Source organism: Epibacterium sp. ABV4_022 (assembly GCF_056159345.1).
This window is the reverse complement of the sequence record NZ_JBSWVA010000001.1, coordinates 1811029-1833793: the sequence shown is the minus strand read 5'-3', so window position 1 is coordinate 1833793 and position 22765 is coordinate 1811029. Positions and strand designations below refer to the sequence as shown.

Annotated in this window: 18 protein-coding genes; 7 read left to right on the top strand and 11 right to left on the bottom strand. The window is 63.7% G+C overall.

What is annotated here, in order from left to right:
• Nucleotides 1–3: 3 nt before the first annotated feature.
• Both ACXAF5_RS08640 and ACXAF5_RS08635 read right to left on the bottom strand, forming a co-directional pair.
• Entirely contained in the window at nt 4–951 is a 948-nt protein-coding gene (locus ACXAF5_RS08640) for a TRAP transporter small permease subunit (RefSeq protein WP_239358853.1), read from the bottom strand.
• 140 nt (nt 952–1091) lie between these two features.
• Nucleotides 1092–2177 (bottom strand): TRAP transporter substrate-binding protein, encoded by a 1086-nt coding sequence (locus ACXAF5_RS08635; RefSeq protein WP_239358851.1) that lies wholly within the window; start codon nt 2175–2177, stop codon nt 1092–1094.
• Nucleotides 2178–2475: 298 nt separating this feature from the next.
• Between ACXAF5_RS08635 and ACXAF5_RS08630 the strand changes: the two genes are divergently transcribed.
• The 4 genes from ACXAF5_RS08630 to ilvN all read left to right on the top strand — a co-directional run bounded on the left by ACXAF5_RS08630 (nt 2476) and on the right by ilvN (nt 7581).
• Nucleotides 2476–3924 carry a cache domain-containing protein gene (locus ACXAF5_RS08630; RefSeq protein WP_474946288.1) on the top strand — a complete coding sequence of 483 codons (1449 nt, stop codon included), beginning with the start codon at nt 2476–2478 and terminating at the stop codon, nt 3922–3924.
• A gap of 31 nt (nt 3925–3955) precedes the next feature.
• Nucleotides 3956–4600, top strand: a complete 645-nt coding sequence (locus ACXAF5_RS08625) for a response regulator transcription factor (RefSeq protein ID WP_239321927.1) — start codon at nt 3956–3958, stop codon at nt 4598–4600.
• A 599-nt stretch (nt 4601–5199) separates the two neighbouring features.
• Nucleotides 5200–6951 (top strand): acetolactate synthase 3 large subunit, encoded by a 1752-nt coding sequence (locus ACXAF5_RS08620; protein ID WP_239321929.1) that lies wholly within the window; start codon nt 5200–5202, stop codon nt 6949–6951.
• A gap of 69 nt (nt 6952–7020) precedes the next feature.
• A complete protein-coding gene (ilvN, locus tag ACXAF5_RS08615; RefSeq protein ID WP_239321931.1) occupies nt 7021–7581 on the top strand; it encodes an acetolactate synthase small subunit in 561 nt (186 codons plus the stop codon).
• Between the two features lie 427 nt (nt 7582–8008).
• On the opposite strand, the gene ACXAF5_RS08610 is transcribed toward ilvN, so the two are convergent.
• Nucleotides 8009–8425 carry a hypothetical protein gene (locus ACXAF5_RS08610; RefSeq protein WP_239321933.1) on the bottom strand — a complete coding sequence of 139 codons (417 nt, stop codon included), beginning with the start codon at nt 8423–8425 and terminating at the stop codon, nt 8009–8011.
• 178 nt (nt 8426–8603) lie between these two features.
• Between ACXAF5_RS08610 and ACXAF5_RS08605 the strand changes: the two genes are divergently transcribed.
• Nucleotides 8604–9404 (top strand): helix-turn-helix domain-containing protein, encoded by an 801-nt coding sequence (locus ACXAF5_RS08605; protein ID WP_239321935.1) that lies wholly within the window; start codon nt 8604–8606, stop codon nt 9402–9404.
• Nucleotides 9405–9408: 4 nt separating this feature from the next.
• Here the strand turns inward: ACXAF5_RS08605 and ACXAF5_RS08600 are convergent, their stop codons facing one another.
• The 7 genes from ACXAF5_RS08600 to ACXAF5_RS08570 form a co-directional block, all read right to left on the bottom strand.
• On the bottom strand, nt 9409–10209 hold the full coding sequence (locus ACXAF5_RS08600) for a DUF2189 domain-containing protein (RefSeq protein ID WP_474946287.1): 801 nt from the start codon (nt 10207–10209) through the stop codon (nt 9409–9411).
• 49 nt (nt 10210–10258) lie between these two features.
• On the bottom strand, nt 10259–11629 hold the full coding sequence (locus ACXAF5_RS08595) for an amidase (RefSeq protein WP_474946286.1): 1371 nt from the start codon (nt 11627–11629) through the stop codon (nt 10259–10261).
• Between the two features lie 289 nt (nt 11630–11918).
• Nucleotides 11919–12785, bottom strand: coding sequence for a hypothetical protein (locus ACXAF5_RS08590; RefSeq protein ID WP_474946285.1), 867 nt, complete (start codon nt 12783–12785; stop codon nt 11919–11921).
• Nucleotides 12786–12930: 145 nt separating this feature from the next.
• Nucleotides 12931–14055, bottom strand: a complete 1125-nt coding sequence (gene prfB, locus ACXAF5_RS08585; RefSeq protein ID WP_474946284.1) for a peptide chain release factor 2 — start codon at nt 14053–14055, stop codon at nt 12931–12933.
• 113 nt (nt 14056–14168) lie between these two features.
• The gene (locus ACXAF5_RS08580; protein WP_474946283.1) at nt 14169–16676 is read right to left on the bottom strand and encodes a penicillin-binding protein 1A; all 2508 of its coding nucleotides are present in this window, start codon (nt 16674–16676) and stop codon (nt 14169–14171) included.
• A 238-nt stretch (nt 16677–16914) separates the two neighbouring features.
• On the bottom strand, nt 16915–18153 hold the full coding sequence (locus tag ACXAF5_RS08575; protein ID WP_474946282.1) for an N-acetylmuramoyl-L-alanine amidase: 1239 nt from the start codon (nt 18151–18153) through the stop codon (nt 16915–16917).
• On the bottom strand, nt 18153–19298 hold the full coding sequence (locus tag ACXAF5_RS08570) for a pyridoxal phosphate-dependent aminotransferase (RefSeq protein WP_474946281.1): 1146 nt from the start codon (nt 19296–19298) through the stop codon (nt 18153–18155). The genes ACXAF5_RS08575 and ACXAF5_RS08570 overlap by 1 nt, the downstream gene beginning before the upstream one ends.
• Here ACXAF5_RS08570 and ACXAF5_RS08565 point away from each other — a divergent pair.
• Both ACXAF5_RS08565 and ACXAF5_RS08560 read left to right on the top strand, forming a co-directional pair.
• The gene (locus ACXAF5_RS08565; RefSeq protein ID WP_474946280.1) at nt 19297–20742 is read left to right on the top strand and encodes a M48 family metalloprotease; all 1446 of its coding nucleotides are present in this window, start codon (nt 19297–19299) and stop codon (nt 20740–20742) included. The genes ACXAF5_RS08570 and ACXAF5_RS08565 overlap by 2 nt on opposite strands.
• Nucleotides 20739–21503 carry a DsbA family protein gene (locus ACXAF5_RS08560; RefSeq protein ID WP_474946279.1) on the top strand — a complete coding sequence of 255 codons (765 nt, stop codon included), beginning with the start codon at nt 20739–20741 and terminating at the stop codon, nt 21501–21503. The genes ACXAF5_RS08565 and ACXAF5_RS08560 overlap by 4 nt, the downstream gene beginning before the upstream one ends.
• A gap of 127 nt (nt 21504–21630) precedes the next feature.
• Here ACXAF5_RS08560 and ispG read toward each other — a convergent pair whose 3' ends face one another.
• Nucleotides 21631–22764, bottom strand: a complete 1134-nt coding sequence (gene ispG / locus ACXAF5_RS08555) for a flavodoxin-dependent (E)-4-hydroxy-3-methylbut-2-enyl-diphosphate synthase (RefSeq protein WP_239321954.1) — start codon at nt 22762–22764, stop codon at nt 21631–21633.
• Nucleotide 22765 lies beyond the last annotated feature (1 nt).

Here is a 22765-nt window from a genome sequence, read left to right as displayed (position 1 = left end):
TAGTTAATGAGCGCCTTCATAGGCTTCTTCGCCTGCGCCAAGGCTGTCCTTGTCGAGGTATTTCCCTTCCGACTCCTCACCCTCGATGAACTCGAGGAAAGAGCGGTAGAAGAACGCCACCGCATGCAGGAACACGAGGCCCGCAAAGGCGACCAGCAGGATCTTGAAGAGGAAATAGCCGTCAAAGCCGTTGGGCGAAAACCCGATGGTTTCCACGTTCCAGCGCAGCGCGCGGGCCTTCATCACCAGACGATCCAGGGCATCAGAGGCCGAGGGGTTCGGCACGATCAGGTGACGCCACAGGAAGAACCAGCCGTACATCCACGTCAGAACCGCAACCGGCATCATGAAGATCAGCGAGCCGACCATATCAACCACGCGTTTGGCGCGATGCGAAATCCCGGCATAAACGAGGTCCACCCGCACATGGCCGCCCTGCACAAAGGTGTAGGTGACGCAGAAACACACCACGAGCGCGTTATAGAGCTTCAGCTCTTCGGCGAACCAGGAGATGTCTTTTTCCAGTGCAATCCCGAGACCAAAGCTCATGTCCGGGCGGGCAAACACACGCTGCATGAACACGATGATGATCTGCTGAACCACCATCAACAGCCCGGCCCAGGCAAAGAAACGGCCCAGACCGTTGGCAAAGCCCTCAAGCGCGCGCACCATGCCCCACATGAAGCCGCGGAAATAGATCCCGACGCCGGTCAGCACCAAGAATGTGGTAAAGACCACAAAGAAGAACTCGACCGAGCCCCCGTAGTAGACAAAGCGCATCACCGCTTGCTTGTCCTCGGTGGTGCCCGCCCAGGTCAGCCAGTCGAGCCACAGCTCGGGATGGGTGACGGCATAGCCGAGATTGTAGAAGGCGCCAAAAACATTCGAGGCGAGCCACCAAAGGAAGCCGCCGATCGCGCCGAAAAAGGAAATACTCATGTCGTCCTGCATGGCTCCCCCGGAAGGTCAGGCAGGCGGTCGGGCGCGTCTTTCATCGGACAGGTCCGGCGACGCGGCGCATCAGACCGCGAGTGCAAAAGAGATCCCCCGCATCAGACGCGGGGGATCCGTTTCAGGCGTGTCGTGGGACCTTAGCCCAGAACGCGGTCGCGCTGTGCCACATAGGTGCCGGACGATGTGTTGATCCACGCGGAGGAGGATTTCATCGACGCCATGGCGCTGTCGTAGATCTTCTTGTAGAGATCGTCGCCCATGTTTTCCTGGTGCACTTCCATCGACGCCTTGCCGAAGGCATCCCAGACGCTGTCGGGGAATTCCATGACCTTGACGCCACCGGCCTGCAGACGCTGCAGCGCCGCACCGTTGTTGGCGAGGAACTGGCTCAGGTTCCACTGGTGCGCTTCGGCGGAGGCGATCTCGATCACCTTCTGATGCGCGGGAGACAGGCTCTCGAACACGTCGCGGTTGGTCGCCACGGACAGACCCGCACCCGGCTCGTGGAAGCCCGCGGTGTAATAGGTCTTGGTGATTTCCTGGAAACCGGCTTTTTCGTCCGCCCAGGGCCCGATCCACTCGGTGCCGTCGATCGCACCGGAGGACAGCGCCTGATACACTTCGGAGCCCGGGATGTTCTGAACGGAGGCGCCCAGTTTGCCCAGTGCTTTACCGCCAAGACCCGGCATACGGAACTTGAGGCCGTTGAAGTCGTCGGGGCTGTTGATCTCCTTGGAGTACCAGCCACCGGCCTGCGCGCCGGTGTTGCCGCCGAGGAAGGATTTCAGACCAAAGATCTGACCCAGCTCGTCGTGCAGCTCCATGCCGCCGTCCTGATAGTACCAGTTCGCCAGTTCCTGCGCGGTCATGCCAAAGGGCACGGCGGTAAAGAACGCATAGGCCGGGTGCTGACCGACAAAGTAGTAGTCGGCACCGTGATACATGTCGGCCTGACCGGCGGTCACGGCGTCAAACACCTCGAACGCGCCGACGAGTTCGCCTGCGGCCTTGAGGTCAACGGTCAGCGCGCCGTCGGTCATTGCGGTGATGCTGTCGGCCACACGCTGTGCGGAGTCATGCACGCCGGCAAGGCCACGGCCCCAGGTGGTGACCATGGTCAGGGTGCGGTTGCCCTGCGCATAGGCCGGAGCCGCCAGCGCGGCGGATGCGGCAGCAGCGGAGCCGCCCATAGCAGATGTCTTCAGAAAGGATCGACGATCCATGTTCTTTTCCTCCCAAAACGTATTGGCCGCTCCGACACACGATTGTGCGCCCTTCCTCGCGCGGCCTTCTTGAAGTGGCACAACCCTACCCTGCCCGTGAAACATGTGAATACCAAGTACTACGTAGAAACGGCGATTTTTTCACTCGGATCGCTGTCATTCACATCTTGGACGCGCCCGTTCGGGGCGATCACACAGGGCCGACAGGTTTCCGGGCTTTGATTCCGCGCGCCAGTGCCGTAACGATTCGAAACGCACCCCGCACGCCCGCCCAAAGAGCCATATTCGGGACCACAAGATGATCCGGCGCCTGTTTCGTCCGAACTACGCACAAAAGCTGTCACTGCTGGCCACCCTGCCCCTGATCGTGGCGGGCCTGTGCATCGCCGCGCTGGTGGCGATACAGTCCCGCTCGATGGCCGAGCGCGAAATCCAGGTGCTGGAGCGGCAGCTGATCGAGGCCAAGAAGGCCGAGCTGCGCAATTATGTCACCCAGGCCCGCAACGGGTTCATGCATATCTACGGCCCCGCCGCCCCCGATGATCAGGCCGCCAAGGAAAAGGTCACCCAGACCCTGAGCGCGATGATCTATGGCAAGGACGGGTTCTTCTTTGTCTATGACTACGACGGCACCAATCTGGTCAGCCCGCGCCAGACCGAGTTCATCAACCGCAACTGGTCAGGGCTGACCGACGGCAATGGCGTGCCTATCGTCGATACCTTCATCGACATCGCCCGCCAGGGGGCCGGCTGGCACAGTTTCATGTGGGAGAAACCCTCCACCGGCGAAGAAGCGCAGATGATCGCCTATGTGGTCGGGCTACAGGACTGGCAATGGGCCGTCGGCACCGGCGTGTTCATCGACGATGTCCTCGCCTCGATCGCCAGCTCGCGCCAGGAGGTCGAAAACCGCGTGCGGCGCACCTTTCTTTATATCGGGGCGATCACCCTGGTGGCGCTGATCCTGGTCTTTGCCTCCGGCATGCTGCTGAACATTCGCGAGCGGCGGCTGGCAGATGCCAAGTTGAAGGAGCTGACCCAGCGGGTTTTTGATGCCCAGGAAGAAGAGCGCGGCCGGGTGGCGCGCGAACTGCACGATTCCATCAGCCAGCTGCTGGTCGGGGTGCGCTACGCGCTGGAAACCGTGAAACGCCGGATTTCGCGCGGCGAGCATGACGCGGTGGCGCAGCCACTGGATCGCGGCGTCGACGGGCTGGCCACCGCGATCACCGAAGTGCGCCGCATCAGCCGCGATCTGCGCCCCGGCGTGCTGGATGACCTCGGCCTCGGCCCGGCGCTGAAGGCGCTGACCGATGACTTTGCCACCCGCACCGGCATCGTCACCGAGTTCACCACGGTGGTGTTTCGCAACCGGCTGGACCAGGAGGCAAAGATCGCCCTCTACCGCGTCGCGCAGGAGGCGCTCACCAATATCGAACGCCATTCCGGGGCCACCCGCGTCACCATGGATCTGCGCGGTCATGCCAAGGGCGCGACCATGCGAATCACCGACAACGGCAGCGGGCTGCCCCCGGAGCAGGCCCGCAGCGGCGCCGGGATCGGGCTGCGCAACATGCAGGAACGGATGGAACAGCTTGACGGCACCCTGCGCATTCTGTCATCTCGCAACGCCGGTCCGGGCAAGACCCTCGGCAAGAGCGGCAGCGGCACGGTGATCGAGGCCAGCCTGCCGCTGAGCCACCTGCTGCCCCCCGGCGACGAGGTCGCGGCCCACCGCCTGCCCTGACGCGGTCCAGACCGGGAGCGAGGAACCTATCATGCAGAACATCACCCGCATCCTGATCGTCGACGATCACCCGATGGTGGCCGAAGGCATTCAGTCGATCCTGGAAAGCTATGCCGACATCGATGTGGTCGGTGCCGTCTCCGGCGGCCGCGAGGCGATCGCCCGGGCCGAGGATCTGTCCCCGGATGTGATCCTGATGGACCTCAACATGCCCGATGTCGGCGGCCTCAGCGCCACCGAGATCATCCTTGAACGCCGCCCCGAAACCCGGGTGCTGATCCTGTCGATGCATGACAGCCCGGAATATATCTCCACCGCCCTCAGCCATGGCGCGGTGGGCTACGTGCTGAAGGACGTGCAGCCCGAAGAGATCAAGACCGCCATCGACGCGGTCATGCGCGGCGAACAGTACCTGTGCACCGGCGCCGCCGGATCGCTCTCGCCCGGCACCGGCAGCAACCGCGAGGCGCTCACGGGGCGCGAACAGACCATCCTGCTGGAACTGGCGCAGGGCAAATCCAACAAGGAAGTGGCGATCGCACTCGATATTTCGGTGCGCACGGTGGAAACCCATCGCAAGAACATCAAGCGCAAGCTCGGGATCTCCTCCACCGCCGGCCTCACCCGCTACGCCCTGGAACACGGCGTATTGCAGGGCACCGGACGTGGCATCTGAGCCCGGTATCGGCGCAGGCGGCAGTGCGTCCCGAAACGGGGGCGCTCCCGCCCGTCGCCGGATCGGCAGGGCCCGATCCGCTCCCGTTGGGCCCGGCGCCGGGCTGCCGCCCGGCGGCCCCTGCGCCCGACCCTTCGCCTTTTCCCAAAAACCTCGGAGCGCGAGGCAGCGCCTCGCAACCGGCAGCGCACAGGCGCTGCTGAACCTGTGCGCCGCAGGCGCTCCACTGAGCACCCGTCGCCCCGCCAGCGTTTCAAAACCCGCGCCAGTTCTTGGCAAAAATGTCCAAAATCACCACTGCAGAGAAACAAAACGCCACACCACCCCTCCAAATCGGCATTTTTGCGGTTGACCCTCCGCGCCGCCGCCCATAATGTCGCCCCGGAACGCATGAAGGAGCCTCTGACGATGGCACAGCTAGTCGTAATCGTAGGACACACGCGCATGGGCCGGTGACGGTAGACCATAATCAAACCCATGCGCCTCCGATCCTCAAAATCGGGGGCTTTTTTATGCCAAACCCGCCGCGCCCGACGCCATCAAGACCGGCCTCGGGGCGACACAGACGAAAGACGATGTCGTGAACTGGAGCAAAGCAGATGACACGTGAAATGACCGGCGCAAAAATGGTTGTTCAAGCCCTCAAGGATCAGGGCGTGGACACGGTATTCGGCTACCCCGGCGGCGCTGTTCTACCCATTTACGATGAAATCTTCTTGCAAAATGACATTCGCCACGTGCTGGTGCGTCACGAACAGGGCGCGGTGCATGCCGCCGAGGGCTATGCCCGCTCGACCGGCAAGCCCGGCGTCGTGCTGGTGACCTCCGGTCCCGGCGCCACCAATGCGGTGACAGGCCTGACCGATGCGCTGCTGGATTCCATTCCGCTGGTGGTGCTGACCGGCCAGGTGCCCACCTTCATGATCGGCTCGGATGCCTTCCAGGAGGCCGACACCGTCGGCATCACCCGCCCCTGCACCAAGCACAACTGGCTGGTGAAGGACACCGACGCCCTGGCCGCCACCATCCACGAGGGCTTTCACGTCGCCACCTCCGGCCGCCCCGGTCCGGTGCTGATCGACGTGCCCAAGGACGTGCAGTTCGCCACCGGCAGCTACCAGCCGCCAAAACCCTCGGCCTCGCACTACCAGCCCGTGGTCAAGGGCGACATGGAAGAGATCACCGAGCTGGTCGCCGCCATCGAGAAGGCCGAACGCCCGGTGTTCTACACCGGCGGCGGCGTGATCAACTCCGGCCCGGCCGCGAGCCAGCTGCTGCGCGAACTGGTGGAGGCCACCGGCTTTCCGATCACCTCGACCCTGATGGGGCTGGGCGCCTATCCCGCGTCCGGGGAACAATGGCTCGGCATGCTCGGCATGCATGGTCTCTACGAGGCCAATATGGCGATGCATGACTGCGACCTGATGATCAATATCGGCGCCCGCTTCGACGACCGGATCACCGGCCGCATCGACGCCTTCTCGCCCAACTCGAAAAAGGCCCATATCGACATCGATCCCTCCTCGATCAACAAGGTGATCCGCGTCGACATCCCGATCGTCGGCGACGTGGCCCATGTGCTCGAGGACATCCTCAAGGTCTGGAAGAGCCGCGGGCGCAAGACCAACCGGGCCGCGCTTGAAAAATGGCAGGGCCAGATCTCGGAATGGCGCGCGGTGAACTGCCTGACCTATGCCGGCTCTCAAAAGACCATCAAGCCGCAATATGCCCTGGAGCGCCTCGAAGCGCTGACCAAGGGCCGGGATCGCTACATCACCACCGAGGTGGGCCAGCACCAGATGTGGGCGGCGCAATTCCTGGGCTTTGAAGACCCCAACCGCTGGATGACCTCCGGTGGCCTTGGCACCATGGGCTATGGCACACCGGCATCGATCGGCGTGCAGATCGCCCATCCGGATGCGCTGGTGATCAACGTGGCGGGCGAAGCCTCCTGGCTGATGAACATGCAGGAAATGGGCACCGCGACCCAGTACCGCCTGCCGGTGAAACAGTTCATCCTCAACAACGAACGCCTCGGCATGGTGCGCCAGTGGCAGGAGCTGCTGCATGGCGAGCGCTATTCTCACAGCTGGTCCGAAGCGCTGCCCGACTTCGTGAAACTCGCCGAAGCCTTCGGGGCCAAAGGGATTGTCTGCTCCGATCCGGCGGATCTGGATGATGCCCTGATGGAAATGATCGAATATGACGGGCCGGTGATCTTTGACTGCCTGGTGGAAAAGCACGAGAACTGCTTCCCGATGATCCCCTCAGGCAAGGCGCATAACGAGATGCTGCTCGGCGCCGCGGAAACGCAGGGCGTCATCCAATCCGGCGGCGCGGTTCTGGTCTGATCATCTGAGGTTTGCTTGCGAGGCGCGCCGATCGCGCCTCGCCCCGATATTTCGAGGAAAGGGACTGACATGTCTGCCCTACACATCAAAAAAGGTGCTACCAAGCACTCCGCCTATAACCTGCGCCCGAATTTCTCCGACGTGCAGGAGCGGCACACGATCACCGTGCTGGTGGAGAATGAACCCGGCGTACTGGCGCGCGTCATCGGGCTGTTTTCGGGCCGTGGCTACAACATCGACAGCCTCACCGTGGCCGAGGTCGACCACACCGGGCATCTGAGCCGCATCACCGTGGTCACCACCGGCACGCCGCAGGTGATCGAACAGATCAAGGCGCAGCTCGGCCGCATCGTGCCCGTGCATGAGGTCACCGACCTCACCGTGGCGGGCCCCTTTGTGGAGCGTGAACTGGCCATCGTCAAAGTCGTGGGCGAAGGCGAAAAACGCGTCGAAGCCATGCGGCTGGCGGATATCTTCCGCGCCAAAGTGGTGGATACCACGCTCAACAGCTTCATTTTTGAGATCACCGGCACCCCGGACAAGATCGATGCCTTTGCCGATCTGATGCGCCCGCTTGGCCTGACCAAGATCGCGCGAACCGGCGTGGCGGCGCTGTTGCGCGGCGAATAACCCCCCTCTGCGGGGCACCCAACATCAGCGGGTAGCCCCAACGGCCTTGGTCGCATCTGACCAAGGCTCAAACCTGAAAAAAGCGCATCCTTTGATGCGCTTTTTCCATTTTGGTCTCCGAAATGCGTCCCATTGGGCTGAGGTCACTTTGACCCGTCTGTTGATGGCCAAACCCTCGCGACAGAACGCTGGCGTCTAGAGCGGCGCTGACTTGCAGCCTATGCTCGTTACCAACGTCCCGCGATTGGCTGGGATAGCGCCAATGCGCCTCCCGGTCGGGGTCATGACACCGCTCCGGGTACGACTGTCGCTGTGCCGCGTCACGCACCCCTCGTCACCGCCCGATAGGGACCGGATGGCACAGGCGGAGCGGGTTGCCCCGCACTCTGGCAGCGAGACGGTTGCGCCGGGAACAGCCCTTCAGGCCTCAGGCCCGCATGCGATCCGGGAAGGACAGGATCGTGGCGCTCTCGCGCTCCTGCCGCTGTGCCGGCTTGCGGCGCAGTTCGGACCGCTCCCCACGCTCTGGCACCGAGAGGGTCGCAACCTGTGCACCGCGATAGCCATTGCTGTCGCGTCGGTTCCATCGCTCTCCGGCCTGCAGGGCATCCGCAAGCGTGCTCTGGGTCTGGGCTTCCAGAACCATCACATTCTCCGCAATACGCATATTGCCCTCGTAGTGCGTCTCGAATTCCACAAGGTCTCCCTTGTTCGGAACACAGCCCTCCCGCGCCTCCGACGGACGCAGGTAATACGCCAAATCTCTTTGATCTTCACACCAGATAACCGCCTTGTTCTTGGCGGTATCGGCCCAGACGACAACCCCGATCATAGCATTCCCCATGCTTTTCCGACTCCATTGTGCGTCAATTCGGAAGTCTCAAACATCCCAAACTGTCGAATAGGGAATTGCAATTTGTGTCTGCATTGATACTATTAAGCGTCACATAGAGCTCATTTGCACCCAATTCGCGTCACATATTGATGCAGTTCAGGGCCAGCCAGCATTTTGCGGAACAAACATGTTGAAACATAACCGATCTCCCGCCGAATTGAGGACAGTGTTCGGGGACAATCTGCGCAGCCTGTCCCGCGACTACCCGTCGATTTCGGAACTTTCACGCAGGCTGGGGATCAATCGCACACAGTTTAATCGCTACCTGTCGGGCGAGAGCTTCCCGCGGCCGGACGTGCTGGACCGGATCTGTAGTTTCTTCGATGTTGACGCCCGTATCCTGCTCGATCCCGTGCAGGCCCTTGCCCCGCCGCAGGGCAATGTGGTCCACAGCGACTACCTGAAGGACTTCTTCGACACCGGCATCACCCGCGTCACCGAGGATGTCTTCCCCTCCGGCTTCTACCGGTTCACCCGCCGCAGCTTCATCAGCGAAGAGAGCTTTGTTCTGGGCATCGTCCATGTGCACCGCATCGACGGGATCACCTATGTGAAGGGTTATGAGCCGCGCGCCGGCATGCGCTTTCAGGGGCTGTCCACCTACGGCCCCACCCGCGAATACCGCGGTTACATGACCTGTCACGAGGACGGCGTGGCCTTTGTGCTCAGCCGCCGCAACACGCTGACCTATTCTTTCAACTATCTCGCCCGGGTCTCTGCCGCCGAAAACAGTCTCTGGACCGGCTATGTCGCCCGCACCATCCGCGAAAGCGAGAGCGGCGAACGGGTGCTGCGGATGATCTATGAATACCTCGGCAATGACGTCAGCACCGCCATTGCCGCAGCGCGCGGATGCGGCTTTACCAGCGCGCCGGACATCATTCCCTTCCACAAGCGGCTGTTGCAGCTGGGCACGCCGTTTCGCTGATGGGTCACGCGGCGCTGTCGCGCAGCAGCCGATAGAGATGCCAGCTGGAGTGCCCGAGCCACGGCAGCACCAGCAGCAGCCCCAGAAACCCGGGCAAGAGCGCCAGGAACGTCAGCACCGCCACCAGCACCGCCCAGCCCAGCATCTGCACCGGATAGGCCTGCACATAGGTGAAACTGGTGATCATCGCGGTAACAAAATCGATCTCCCGATCCAGCAGCAGCGGCAGCCCCAGCACCGTGATCATGTAGATCAACAGCGCAAACAAGGCACCGATCGCGGTTCCCGCCGCCAGCATGGTCAGCCCCTGAAACGTCAGGAACACCTCCATCGAAGTGGAGACATTGACCATCGGCATATGGCCGAGGAAAAGCGCAAAGATCATGTGCCCCAGAAAGAACCAGAACATAAAGACCACCACGATTATGGCACAGATCGAGGGCAGCTGCCGCCCGCTCTGCGCCAGAATGACGCCAAAGATACCCCGCGCATCCAGCGCCTGCCCCTGCTCCAGACGGTGCGAGACCTCATAGAGCCCTACCGCCGCAAAGGGCCCGATCAGAGGAAAGCCGATCGCCGCCAGCACCAGCCAGTAGCTGGTTTCGGTCTGCAGCGTGATCCAGGCCATGACCCAGCCGGCAAGCACATAGAATCCCGCAAACATCAGCCCGTACCGAGGACAGCTGCGGAAATCCGTCCAGCCGCTGGCCAGGGCCTGGCGCAGGGTTGCTTTGGTCACCGGCCCAAGCGCCGGAACCCCCGCTGGCCGCGGGTCGGTCTGAACTGCTCCGATTGTCTCTGTCATCCTTGCCTCCGCCCGTTGCTGGCTCCGCTTGCTTGGCTCTCGGTCCCTGTCAGGATGCAGCGGCATGATAGGCCGCAGCAAGCCCCAATAGCTGCGCGTCGCTGTTGTGCGGGCCGATGATCTGCATCCCCATCGGCAGGCCCGCTGCCCCCCGGCCTGCGGGCACAGCCAGGGCCGGCAGGCCGATCAGGCTTGCCGGCACCACAACCTCCATCCAGCGATGGTAGCTGTCCATCTCCACCCCGGCAATCTGCTGCGGATGGGTCCAGTCGACGGGAAACGGCCAGCACTGGGCGGTGGGCAGCAGCACCGCGTCATATTGCGCGAACATCCGGGCGGCGGCGCGCATCCATGCCGCACGCAGATCCGAAGCCGCCTGGATCTCTGTTGCCGCAAAGGACATGCCGCGCTCCAACTCCCAGCAGGCGGCCGCTTTCAACTGGTCGCGCTGCGCCAGCAGCGGTCGCAGCCCGGCTGCCACCGCAAAGGAGCGCAGCGTGGTCCAGCTCTGCCAGAGTTTCTCGGCCGGAAACGGCGGTGCAAGCCGCGTGACGCTGTGCCCCAGCGCTTCGAACCGCGCCAGTGCCGCCTCGCAGGTCTCCAGCACCCCGGGCTCCATCGGGTAGGCGCCGCCCCAGTCTCCCAGCCAGCCCAGCCGCAGCGGCGCGACGCTGCGCAGAGGCTGCACGGGCCGCGCGCCCCTGTGCAGCGGCAATCTGGCGTCCCCGCCCGCCATCACATCCAGCAACAGCGCCAGATCTGCCGGGGTGCGCGCCATCGGACCGTTGGTGGACAGCGGGTGCAGGAACATGTCTCCCGCGGGCTCCGACGGCACCCAGCCCCAGGTCGGACGCAGGCCGTAGACCTCGTTCCAGCCGGCCGGATTGCGCAGCGACCCCATCATGTCGGAGCCATCCGCCAGCGGCACCATGCCCGCCGCCAGCGCCACCGCCGCCCCACCCGAAGACCCGCCTGCCGACCGCGTCGGATCGATCACGTTGCGGGTTGCACCATAGACCGGATTGTAGGTATGCGACCCGAGGCCAAACTCCGGAGTGTTTGTCTTGCCGATGACGATCACCCCGGCCGCACGCAGCCGCGCGACAAAGATGTCGTCCGTCTCTGCCACCTTCCCGGCCAGAATCGGCGATCCCTGAGAGGTGACCAAACCCCGTGCGTTGGCCAGATCCTTGATCGCCATCGGGATGCCGTGCAGCGCGCCGCGCTCTGCCACCGGCACCGCGTCCGCCGCCCGGGCCTCTGCCATCAGATCCTCGGCCGGGCGCAGCGCGACAATGGCGTTCAGCTCCGGATTGCGTTCGGAAATCCGCGCAAGCGTCGCCTCCATGAGCGTCTCGGCCCGCAGCGCCCCGTTTTGCAAGTCCTGCACAAGCGCGGTGGCCGTCCTGTCGCAAAGCATGATCGCATCCTCCCCCTGATCCTGGCCTCCTGATCCTGCCGAAACCAAGCCTAGGGTGCGGATAACCATCTGGAAAGCCCCGAAACTCTCCGGGCCCACCGCAGGTCCTGCCGGTGTCAGATCTCCCCGCGCGCCCGCAGCCCGCCCGCAGGGCGGGCTGCCACGCCCAACGCCGGAAGGGCATCTGTGATGCCTGCACCGGGGGCGGGAGCCCTGCGCGCCAGCAAGGGGCGTGGCCGTCAGGCCAACGTAGCGCCAATGGCCGGAAACACCCGACGGACAGAGACGCCTAGAGACGGCACAACGGCGGACGCGGCCTGCCCTTTTCAGTTGCTGACGCGCCTTCGAACCATCCGGCGCCAATAGCGATCAAAAACACCTCAATTCCGATCCAGGCATTTTCAGGTTCGCGACCTGCCAACTGCGTCCAAAGCAGATGCGCCTCCCTGCCCATAAGAGCGTCAGATACCTCATTCGTCGTATCGCAAGAGGTTTCCGCGCCGCGCACCCTGACGAACCTGCCAAAATGCTGCTCCAGAATGGCATGGCTGCGGGTGATTGCAGCCTGCTCCACCGGTGTCCAGCATGCGGTCTCTGTCAGCATGAAACCGGGTGGGGTTGCGAGTAAGTTGTCAGAGAAAAACGTGAGTTTTCCCTCACTTAGACCTGCTGCGAAGAACTCCATCGCCATACGGAAACTCTGGTCTTGCGACAAACCACGGCTTTCTACTAATTCTTCCATCAAAGCAGTTACCCCCCCGGAAAGGCAATGAGGGCGTGTCTTATGTTCGGCGAGGTCATCCGGGTCTATACCAACCTCGCGCAGCTCGTCAGCCGATATTCCTTCTTCCTGAAAATCACGCAACGACAAGCCCTGCTCACGAAGCGTTGCCGTCGTCTCAGGAGAATCTTGAAGGTACGCCAGCGAAGGCACCCGCAAGTCTCTCCGCAAGGTGGCTTGAACCTCGGGACTGTTCAGCGTCAACTCTGATCTGACATCGGGAATGCGGATCGTGCAGACCTCCGGGCCAAGCACAATCCAGTCGCCTTGTTTTTCTGCAGATCCGTCTGCCAGAAGCCGCGCGCCGAGGGCCGTCAGTGCGTCCCCGTCAAACCCCGCCGCCGTCGCAGCGCCCGCGCTATGCGGGCCGATCACGCAGCCATCCCCCCCGAGGTGGGTCAACAGTGCCGCGTCTTCTGTCTCCGGACGGGGGGCACGATCCTGTGCCGCTGCTGGAAGGCCGCCTGCCAGAAGCAGGCATGTGAGCGCGGCCAGCTTCCGAGCAGATCTGCGCATGGCGTCAGTCTTCGCCTTGGGCGTCGGCGCGGCTCTTGCCGGCCACCTTCATCGCGAGCGTTGCCGCCATGAACCCGTCGAGGTCGCCATCCAGCACCCCTTTGGTGTCGGCGGTCTCATGGTTGGTGCGCAGGTCTTTGACCATCTGGTAGGGCTGCATCACGTAGGATCGGATCTGGTTGCCCCAGCCCGCGTCCCCCTTGGCCTCGTGCAGGGCGTTCACCTCGGCGTTGCGACGGTCGAGCTCCAATTGATAGAGCCGCGATTTCAGCGCCTTCATGGCGATGTCGCGGTTCTGGTGCTGCGATTTCTCGGATGAGGTCACCACGATGCCCGTCGGTTCGTGGGTGATCCGCACCGCAGAGTCGGTGGTGTTGACGTGCTGACCACCTGCACCGGACGACCGATACGTGTCGATGCGGATGTCGGCCGGGTTGACCTCGATCTCGATATTATCATCAATCACCGGATAGGCGCCCACGGCGGCAAAGGATGTCTCGCGCGTGCCCTTGCCAAAGGGCGAGATCCGCACCAACCGGTGGGTGCCGCTCTCGGACTTCAGCCAGCCATAGGCGTTGTGGCCCTTGATCTGGTAGGTGGCGGATTTGATGCCCGCCTCGGCACCGGCCTGCTCTTCCTGCAAATCGACGGTAAAGCCCCGGCTCTCGGCCCAGCGCACATACATCCGCGCCAGCATCGACGCCCAGTCGCAGGCCTCGGTGCCGCCGGCGCCGGCCTTGATCTCCAGAAAGGCGTCATTGGGGTCGGTCTCGCCATCCAGAAGGGCTTCCAGCTCCTTCTTGGCGGCTTTTTCCTTCAGCGCCTTCAGGGTCTCCTCGGCGTCGGCGACGACCTCGTCGTCCTCTTCCATCTCGCCAAGTTCGATCAGTTCGACGCTGTCGTCGAGATCCTGTTTGATCGCCTTGTAGGTGTCGATCGCATCAACCAGAGACTGGCGATCCCGCATCAGTTTCTGCGCCGCGGCCGGATCATCCCAGAGGTTGGGGTCCTCGACCCGCGCGTTGAATTCCTCCAGCCGGAATTCCGCCGTCTCCCAGTTCATCCGCTGGGCAAGCAGGTCGAGCGATTTTTCGATATCGGCCACGATGGTCTGGATCTCGGCGCGCATGGACATTCCTTGAAATCTTGTTTGAGAGTGGGTGATACCGCACGTCCGGGACCACTACAAGAGCGCGGGCAAGCGGGAATGCCCCCGCCCGCCCGACGCGCAAACCGGTTGTGTCAGTAAAGCCCACCGGAGGAGACATCCCCAAAGGTGGCCTTGGGTCCAAGCACCGCCGTGCCACCGCTGGAGGTGGTGACCTGGCGACCGGACTCGGTGACTTCCTCGATCAGCGGCAGGTTCGATCCCATGCCAAAGCCGCCATCATAGGTCAGACCAAAGATCGGCTCCTCACCATCGCGGAAATACTCCGCCACCACATAGGCGCCGCTGGCATCATTGGGCAGCCGCCCGCCGGTGTAGCGGTCGATCTTGATGAAGTGGCCGCCGGGGGGCACGTCAAAAGGTCCGCCGCCGTATTTTTCGGTCGCCTTGGTCATGAACTGCTGGAACACTGGCCCGCAGAGGGTGCCGCCGTAGCCCCGCCCGCCCTTCATCGGACGCGGGTTGTCATAGCCGATGTAGCACCCCGCCACGATATTGGAGGTGAAGCCCACGAACCAGGCATCGCGCGCGTCATTGGTGGTGCCGGTCTTGCCCGCGGCGGGCACCGGCAGGTTGATGACACTCGACGCGGTGCCGCGATCCACCACCCCTTTCAGCATCGAGGTGAGCTGATAGGCGGTGATCGGATCCATCACCTGTTCGCGATTGGTCACGATCTTGGGCGCGCGTCCGGGCTCGAGTTCCGTGTAGCTGCAATCGACGCAGTCGCGATCATCATGACGGTAGATGGTCTGGCCGAGCCGGTCCTGAATCCGGTCCACCAGCGTCGGCTCCACCCGTTCACCGCCGTTGGCGAACATCGCATAGGCTGCCACCATCTTGTAGAGCGTGGTTTCCTCCGACCCCAGCGAGTTCGCAAGGAAGGTGCCCATGTTGTCATAGACGCCAAAGCGTTCCGCATAGCCTGCCACAACCGGCATGCCGACCTCCTGTGCCAGGCGGATGGTCATCAGGTTCCGGCTCATCTCGATGCCGGTGCGCAGCGGCGTCGGGCCATAGAACTTGTGGGTGGAGTTCTTCGGCCGCCAGACGCCCTGCGGCGTGTTGATCTCGATCGGCGCGTCGATCACGATCGTCGCCGGGCTGTAGCCGCTGTCCAGCGCCGCGGCATAGACGAAGGGTTTGAAGCTCGACCCCGGCTGGCGCTGCGCCTGGGTGGCACGGTTGAACACCGAATGCTGATAGGAAAAGCCCCCCTGCATCGCCAGCACCCGGCCCGAGTTCACGTCCATGGCGACAAAACCGCCCTGCACCTCGGGCACCTGCCGCACCGACCAATGCGACACCGCATCGCCATCGCGCACCGCCATGGCATGAATGACGTCGCCGACCTCGAAATTGTCGAAGAAATTGCCCTTCAGCCATTTGATGTCGGCGCGCGGCACGGTGCCCGTGCCTTCGACGCTCTCGATCCCGAGGGTCAGGGCATTGTCAGCCACCTCCAGCACCACGGCGGGCAGCCAGGCGCCCTCTTCGGTCAGAATATCGCGGGCCACATCGCTTTCGGTCAGGGCCGCGCGCCAGCTGGCCTCATCCGCCAGCGCCTCTTGCGGCAGGGTCACATCGGTGCCGCGCCAGATGCCGGTGGAGCGGTCGAATTTCTCCAGCCCCTTGCGCATGGCCCGGGCGGCTTCCTCCTGCATCTGTGCGTCGATGGTGGCGCGGATGGTGAAGCCCCCGGTAAAGAACTCGCCCTCGCCAAAATCGACCGACAGCTGGCGGCGGATCTCGTCGGTGAAGTAATCCCGCGGCGGCAGCGCCGTGCGGAAGGCGTCGAAATCGCCGTTCTGCACCGAGCGCAGCGGCTGGTCGCGCTCCACCTCATAGACCGCCTGAGAAATATAGCCGTTCTCTTTCATCTCGCGCAGCACGTAGTTGCGACGATCGAGCAGCCGTTCGCGTTCCCGCACCGGGTGATAGTCGGAGGGCGCCTTGGGCATCGCGGCCAGGGTCGCCGCCTCATGCGGTTCCAGCTCGCCCAGGGTCTTGTTGAAATAGGTCTGCGCCGCGGCCGTCACCCCGTAGGAGTTCTGCCCGAGGAAGATCTCGTTCAGATAGAGCTCCAGGATCTTGTCCTTGGTGAGCGTCTCCTCCAGCCTTGTCGCGAGGATGATCTCCTTGATCTTGCGCTCGGCGCGGCGGTCGCCGGACAAGAGGAAGTTCTTCATCACCTGCTGGGTGATGGTGGAGGCACCGCGCACGTTCTGTCCGCGCGATCTGACCGCCTCGATCCCCGCCGCAAGGATGCCGCGCGCGTCATAGCCCGCGTGGGAGTAGAAGTTCTTGTCCTCTGCCGAGATGAACGCCTGTTTCACCAGCGCCGGGATCTCGTTTGAGGGTGTGAACAGCCGGCGTTCCTTGGCAAATTCGTCGATCAGCTGCCCCTCGCCGGAATAGATCCGGCTGATGGTTGGCGGCTGGTACTGTGCCAGCGACTCATGGCTTGGCAGATCGCGTCCGTAGACCCAGAAGATCGCCCCGATCGACAGCGCCATGACCCCGATTCCAAGGGTAATGGTACTGAAAATCGCTCCAAGGATGGACAGTATGAATCTAAGCACAGTGTGGGCCTCTCTCGCACGGTGCGCCCTATATAGGCGCCAACATGACAAGGGTCAAAACGTGATCGCAGGCGCGCAAGGACGCACCGGCGGATGGGGTGGCAGATAGCATAGCAGACCCGCGCGGGGCTGTATGCTCACAATCCGATGTGTGTCCGCGACCGGCAAAAACCAGCGGGCGCGGTGGTTGGCAAGGGGAGAGACCGGTAGCCCGGCTCATTCCTGATGCCGCCCCGCCTCATTGCCGCACCAAGGCCCGGCGGGCGGCATCCGCGTCGCGCCAGGCCAGCAAGGCATTGAGGATGCCCTGGGCGGTCCGGGCCTGCCAGTCAGGATCGGTGAGCAGTTCCAGATCCCGCGGGCTCGACATGAAGCCCAGCTCGATCAGCACCGAGGGGATGTCGGCGGACTTCAGCACCGAGAACCCGGCGGTGCGCAGCGGGCGGCGGTTGACCGGTCCGCCCTGCTCCATCAGCGACTCGATCACGGCGCGCGCCAGCGCGGTGCTGCGCGGATGGGTTTCCTGCCGCGCCAGGTCCAGCATGACGTCGGTGACCACGTCGTCGGCGGTGCTCAGATCGCTGCCGGACAGGAGATCGGCGCGGTCGTGACGCTCGGCCAGTTTGGCGGACGCCACATCGGAGGCGGAATCGGACAGGGTGTAGACCACCGTGCCATGGGCCATGCCCTCGGTCACCGCATCCGCATGCAGCGAGATGAACACATCCGCCCCCTGCTGATGCGCCATCGCGATGCGGCGTTCGAGCGAGACGAAATAGTCGCCCTCACGCGTCAGCAGCACCTCGAACGCGCCGGAGCGCACCAGCCGCTCGCCCAGATCATAGGCAAAGGCCAGCATCAGGTCCTTTTCCGCGATGCCGCCGTCGGCTTCGGCGCCGGGATCAAGGCCGCCATGGCCCGGGTCCAGCATCACCACCAGCGGTGCGTCCGCGTCGCGGGGGGTGGCGGGTTCGAACTTCTTCGGCGGGGGCAGATCCAGACGCGGATCATAAGGAGCGCCAGCCGTCGCGGCAAAGGTCTCCGCATCCGTGGGCGCCAGGGTCGCCGAAAGGGTGGCGGCGCTGGTCTCGGGATCGATTTCCATCGCGGCGGTGCGCAGCTGCATGGGGCCGGTTAGCTCCAGCACCATCCGCGACCAGCCGGGCACATAGCCGCCGAACCGGGCGCGCGTGATCGCCTCCGACCGGTCAAAGGTCTCCGCCTGCAACCCGGTCCAGTCCACCTCCTGAAAATCCAGCACCAGCCGATAGGGATCATCCAGCGCAAAGATCCGGTAGGGCACGCCCTGGCTGAGCCCCAGTTGCAGCGCCACCCCGGCGCCGGAATCTTCCAGACGGCTCTGCTCCGGCAGGACACGCGCCAGGGCGGAGAACCCCTGCGCCTGCGCAGCCCCGGGCAACAGCGCCACACAGGACAGGATCAGGCAGGTCAGGACCCGGGCCGCAATCAGTCGCATCAACCTCGCGCCTCCATAAAGGTCTTCAGCCGCGCCAGCCCTTCCTCGATGTCCGCCGTTGAACGCGCATAGGAAAACCGCAGCGTGGTGGCGCCGCGCACCGGGTCGAAATCCAGCCCCGGCGTCACCGCAACCCCTGCGTTTTCAAGTATTTCTGCGGCAAAGCTGCGGCTGTCGTCGGTGAGGTCCGAAACATCCGCATAGACATAAAACGCCCCGTCCGGCGGTGCGATCCTGGTGAACCCGGCCTTGGGCAGCCCCTCCAGCATCAGGGCGCGGTTCCTGGCATAGACCGCAAGGTTGGCCTCCAGTTCCTCGTGGCAATCCATCGCCGCGAGGGCCGCGACCTGACTGGCGTGCGGGGCACAGATGAACATGTTCTGCGCGATCCGCTCCACGGTGCGGATATGATCCTCGGGCACCACCATCCAGCCGACGCGCCAGCCGGTCATGGAGAAATACTTGGAAAAGGAGTTGATGACATAGGCCTCGTCCGAGACTTCCAGCGCCGTCACCGCCTTCGCCTCATATTCCAGCCCGTGATAGATCTCGTCAGAGATAAAGCTGGCGCCCTCGGCCTGTGCCGCCTCCATCAGCGCCGCCAGCGCCGGTTTGTCGAGCATGGTGCCGGTAGGGTTGGCGGGGCTGGCCACCATCAGACCGGCCAGGTTCTGGTTGCGAATATCCTCCGCCACCGGTTGCAGGCGATGCTCCGGCGCGGTCTGGATGTCGACGGGCTGCATGCCAAGGGCGCTCAGGATCTGGCGATAGGACGGATAGCCCGGCGCGCCGATGCCGACCCGGTCGCCACTGTCAAAGAGCGATGTGAAACTGAGGATGAACGCCCCCGAGGAGCCAGGCGTGATCACCACCCGGTCGGGGTTCAGATCGACATTGTACCATTCGCCATAAAGCTGCGCGATGCGACGGCGCAGCGCCGGCAAGCCAAGCGCCACGGTATAGCCCATGGCGTCTGTATCAAGCGCCTCGGCAAGCGCCCGCCGCGCGGCTTCTGGCGCGCCAGTAGAGGGCTGGCCCACTTCCATATGAATGATATGACGGCCCTGCTCCTCCGCTTTGCGGGCGGCTTCCATCACATCCATCACAATGAAGGGATCGACCTTGGACCGGCTTGAGTTTCGCATGTTGATCTCCCATGGTGCGGCCATGAGTTTTGACCGCGTATTCTCTCTGGCGTCAATCCCGTGTGCACGCCTGTTTCGACTTCTGTCCCGCGCGGTCAGGGGCCCTCGCGGGCTTGTGCAGCTTCAGGGCCTGGTGCTGGTGGCCGCGCTGACCCTTGCGCCGATCACCGCGCAGGCCCGATCCATCCAACTGCTGCGCGATGCCGATATTGAACACGGGCTGTCGGAACTGGCCCGCCCGATCCTTGCGGCGGCCGGGCTGAGCCCGAAACGGGTGCGCATTCTTGTTGTTGATGACAGCAGTTTCAACGCCTTCGTGATCGATCACCGCGCGATCTTCGTCAACTACGGGCTGATCCTCAAAGCGGAAACGCCGGAGATGCTGCAGGCGGTGCTGGCGCATGAGGCCGCCCATATCGCCAATGGCCATATCGGGCGCCGCATCCAGAACATGCGGTCCGCCAGCACGGCGGCGGGGTTCGGGACGGCGCTTGGCATGCTTGCGGCGGCGGCAGGTGGCGGGCGCGCGGGCGCGGGCGTGGCGATTGGCGCGCAATCCTCCGCACTGCGCAGCTTCCTGTCGCACACCCGCGCCGAGGAAGCCTCTGCCGACCGGTCCGCCATCGGCTTTCTGACGGCCGCCGGGATCAACCCCAGGGGCATGGTCGACCTGCACCGGATCTTTGCCGGGCAAGAGGTGCTGAGCCGCGCCTCGCAGGATCCCTACATGCGATCACATCCGCTGTCCCGTGACCGGATGCGCGCCGCCGAAGCCTTTGTCGCCAGCGCCGGAGAAGGTCCCGCAACCCGCCCCGAGGCCGCCTATTGGCTGGCGCGGGTGCAGGGCAAGCTCTCCGCCTTCACCCGGGCCCCCAGCTGGACCAAACGGCGGGCCACGTCCGAGGCGTTTGCCGATGTGAAGCGGATGCGCCTGGCGGTTGCACAGCACCGCCAGCACGCGTTTTCCGGCGCGCAGAAGACCATGCAGGCGCTGCTGGCCGCGCGCCCGCAGGATGCCTATTATCACGAACTCTGGGGCCAGATGCTTTATGAAAACCGCCGCTGGGACGCCGCCGTTGCCGCCTATCGCACCGCCGCGCAATTGGCGCCGAACGAGCCGCTGATCCTGGCCAGTCTCGGACGGGCGCAATTGGCGGCCGGAGATGCCAAGGCAGCACTTGCCACGATGGAAAAGGCCCGTGGTCTCGATTTTCGCAATGCAACCTTGCTTCGGGATATGTCCCTGGCCTATGCCCAGACCAAACAGACCGGCATGGCCGCCCTGGTCACGGCCGAACGCTATGCCCTGAGCGGGCGCCTGAAAGACGCCGGCCCACATGCAAAACGTGCGGTGGCCATTCTGCCCAAAGGGTCGCCCGCGTGGCGACGGGCCGAGGATGTGCTGATCGCATTTGAACAAGACGAGAAAAGGAAACGAAAATGATTGCCCCGTCCCGCATGGCCATGATTGCGGCCTGTGCGCTCTCTCTCACCGCTCCGGCGGCCCGGGCGCTTGACCTCGACAATATGAGTCCCGCCGAACAGGAAGCCTTTGGCGCCGCCGTGCGCAGCTATCTGCTGGAAAACCCCGAGGTGATCCTCGAAGCGGTGGATGTGCTGGAACAGCAGCAGGCCCAGGCCGATGCCGCCCGCGACGACGCGCTTGTGGCCGCAAACCTGCAGGAATTGCAGGACGACGGCTATTCCTGGGTCGGCGGCAACCCCGAGGGGGACATCACCCTGGTGGAATTCATGGACTACCGGTGTGGTTATTGCCGCAAGGCCGCGCCCGAGATCGAGGCGCTGCTGGCCGCGGATGACAATATTCGCTTTGTCATCAAGGAATTCCCGATTCTCGGCGAAGCCTCGGTACTGTCCTCGCGCTTTGCCATCGCCACCCGGCTGGTGGCCGGGGACGACGCCTACAAGGACATCCATGACACGCTGATCGCCTTTCAGGGCGAGCCCAACGAGGTGGCGATGCGGCGGATGGCCGAGGGGCTGTCGCTGGATGCGGATGCGATCTTTGCCAAGATGGACGCGCCGGAGGTGACAGAACAGCTGCAACGCACCCGGCGTCTGGCGCAGACCCTGTCGATTTCGGGCACCCCGACCTTTGTGCTGGAACAGGACATGCTGCGGGGCTATTTGCCCGCCGATCAGATCCAGATCATGATCGAGGAGATCCGCGCCGGGCGCAGCTGAGGGTTGTGACCGTCGACGCGCCCGACCGCTGTGACCTCCGCGGCGGCGCGTCCCGGCAATTTCCTGAGAACATGGGGGCTCTGCCCCCAAACCCCCGAGATATTTATGAAAAGATGAAGGGCAACGGTTACTCTGCCGCCTGCTCCACCGCCGCCGCCTCAGCATCGAGTGCGGCGGCTTTCTTTTCGACCTCTTCGACAATGTGGTCGATCATCTGGTCGTTGGACATCTTGTGGCTGGCCTTGCCGGCCAGATAGACCATGCCGGAGCCTGCGCCACCGCCGGTGAAGCCCACATCGGTCATCAGCGCCTCGCCGGGCCCGTTCACGACGCAGCCGATGATCGACAGGCTCATCGGGGTCTTGATGTGTTCGAGCCGTTCTTCCAGCGTTTCGACCGTCTTGATGACGTCAAAGCCCTGTCGTGCGCAGCTGGGGCAGGAGATGATATTGACGCCGCGGTGCCGAAGCCCAAGGGATTTGAGGATTTCAAAGCCGACCTTGACCTCTTCGACCGGGTCCGCCGAAAGGCTGACGCGCAGGGTGTCGCCGATGCCCATCCACAACAGCTGGCCAAGGCCGATGGCGGATTTTATGGTGCCGGACATCAGCCCGCCGGCCTCGGTGATGCCGAGATGAATGGGGGCGTCGGTGGCCTCCGCCAGCATCTGATAGGCGGCGGCGGACATGAAGACGTCGGACGCCTTTACCGAGATCTTGAACTCGTGGAAATCGTGATCTTGCAGGATCTTGATGTGATCCATGCCGCTTTCGACCATCGCATCGGGACAGGGCTCGCCGTATTTTTCCAGCAGGTGTTTTTCCAGGCTGCCCGCGTTCACCCCGATGCGGATCGAGCAATTGTGGTCGCGGGCGGCGCGGATGACCTCGGCGACGCGTTTTTCATCGCCGATATTGCCGGGGTTGATGCGCAGGCAGGCAGCGCCTGCCTCGGCGGCCTCGATGCCACGTTTGTAGTGGAAATGGATGTCGGCCACGATCGGGACCGGGCTTTCCTTGACGATTTCCCTCAGCGCCCGGGCCGAGGGTTCATCCGGCACCGAAACGCGCACGATATCCGCGCCCGCCTCTGCGGCGGCCTGCACCTGCGCGATGGTGCCCTTGATATCGGTGGTCAATGTGTTGGTCATCGTCTGCACCGCAATGGGCGCATCGCCCCCGATGGGCACATTGCCCACGTGGATCTGGCGGCTCTTGCGGCGTTCGATGTTCCGCCAGGGGCGGATGTGGTTCATGGACATG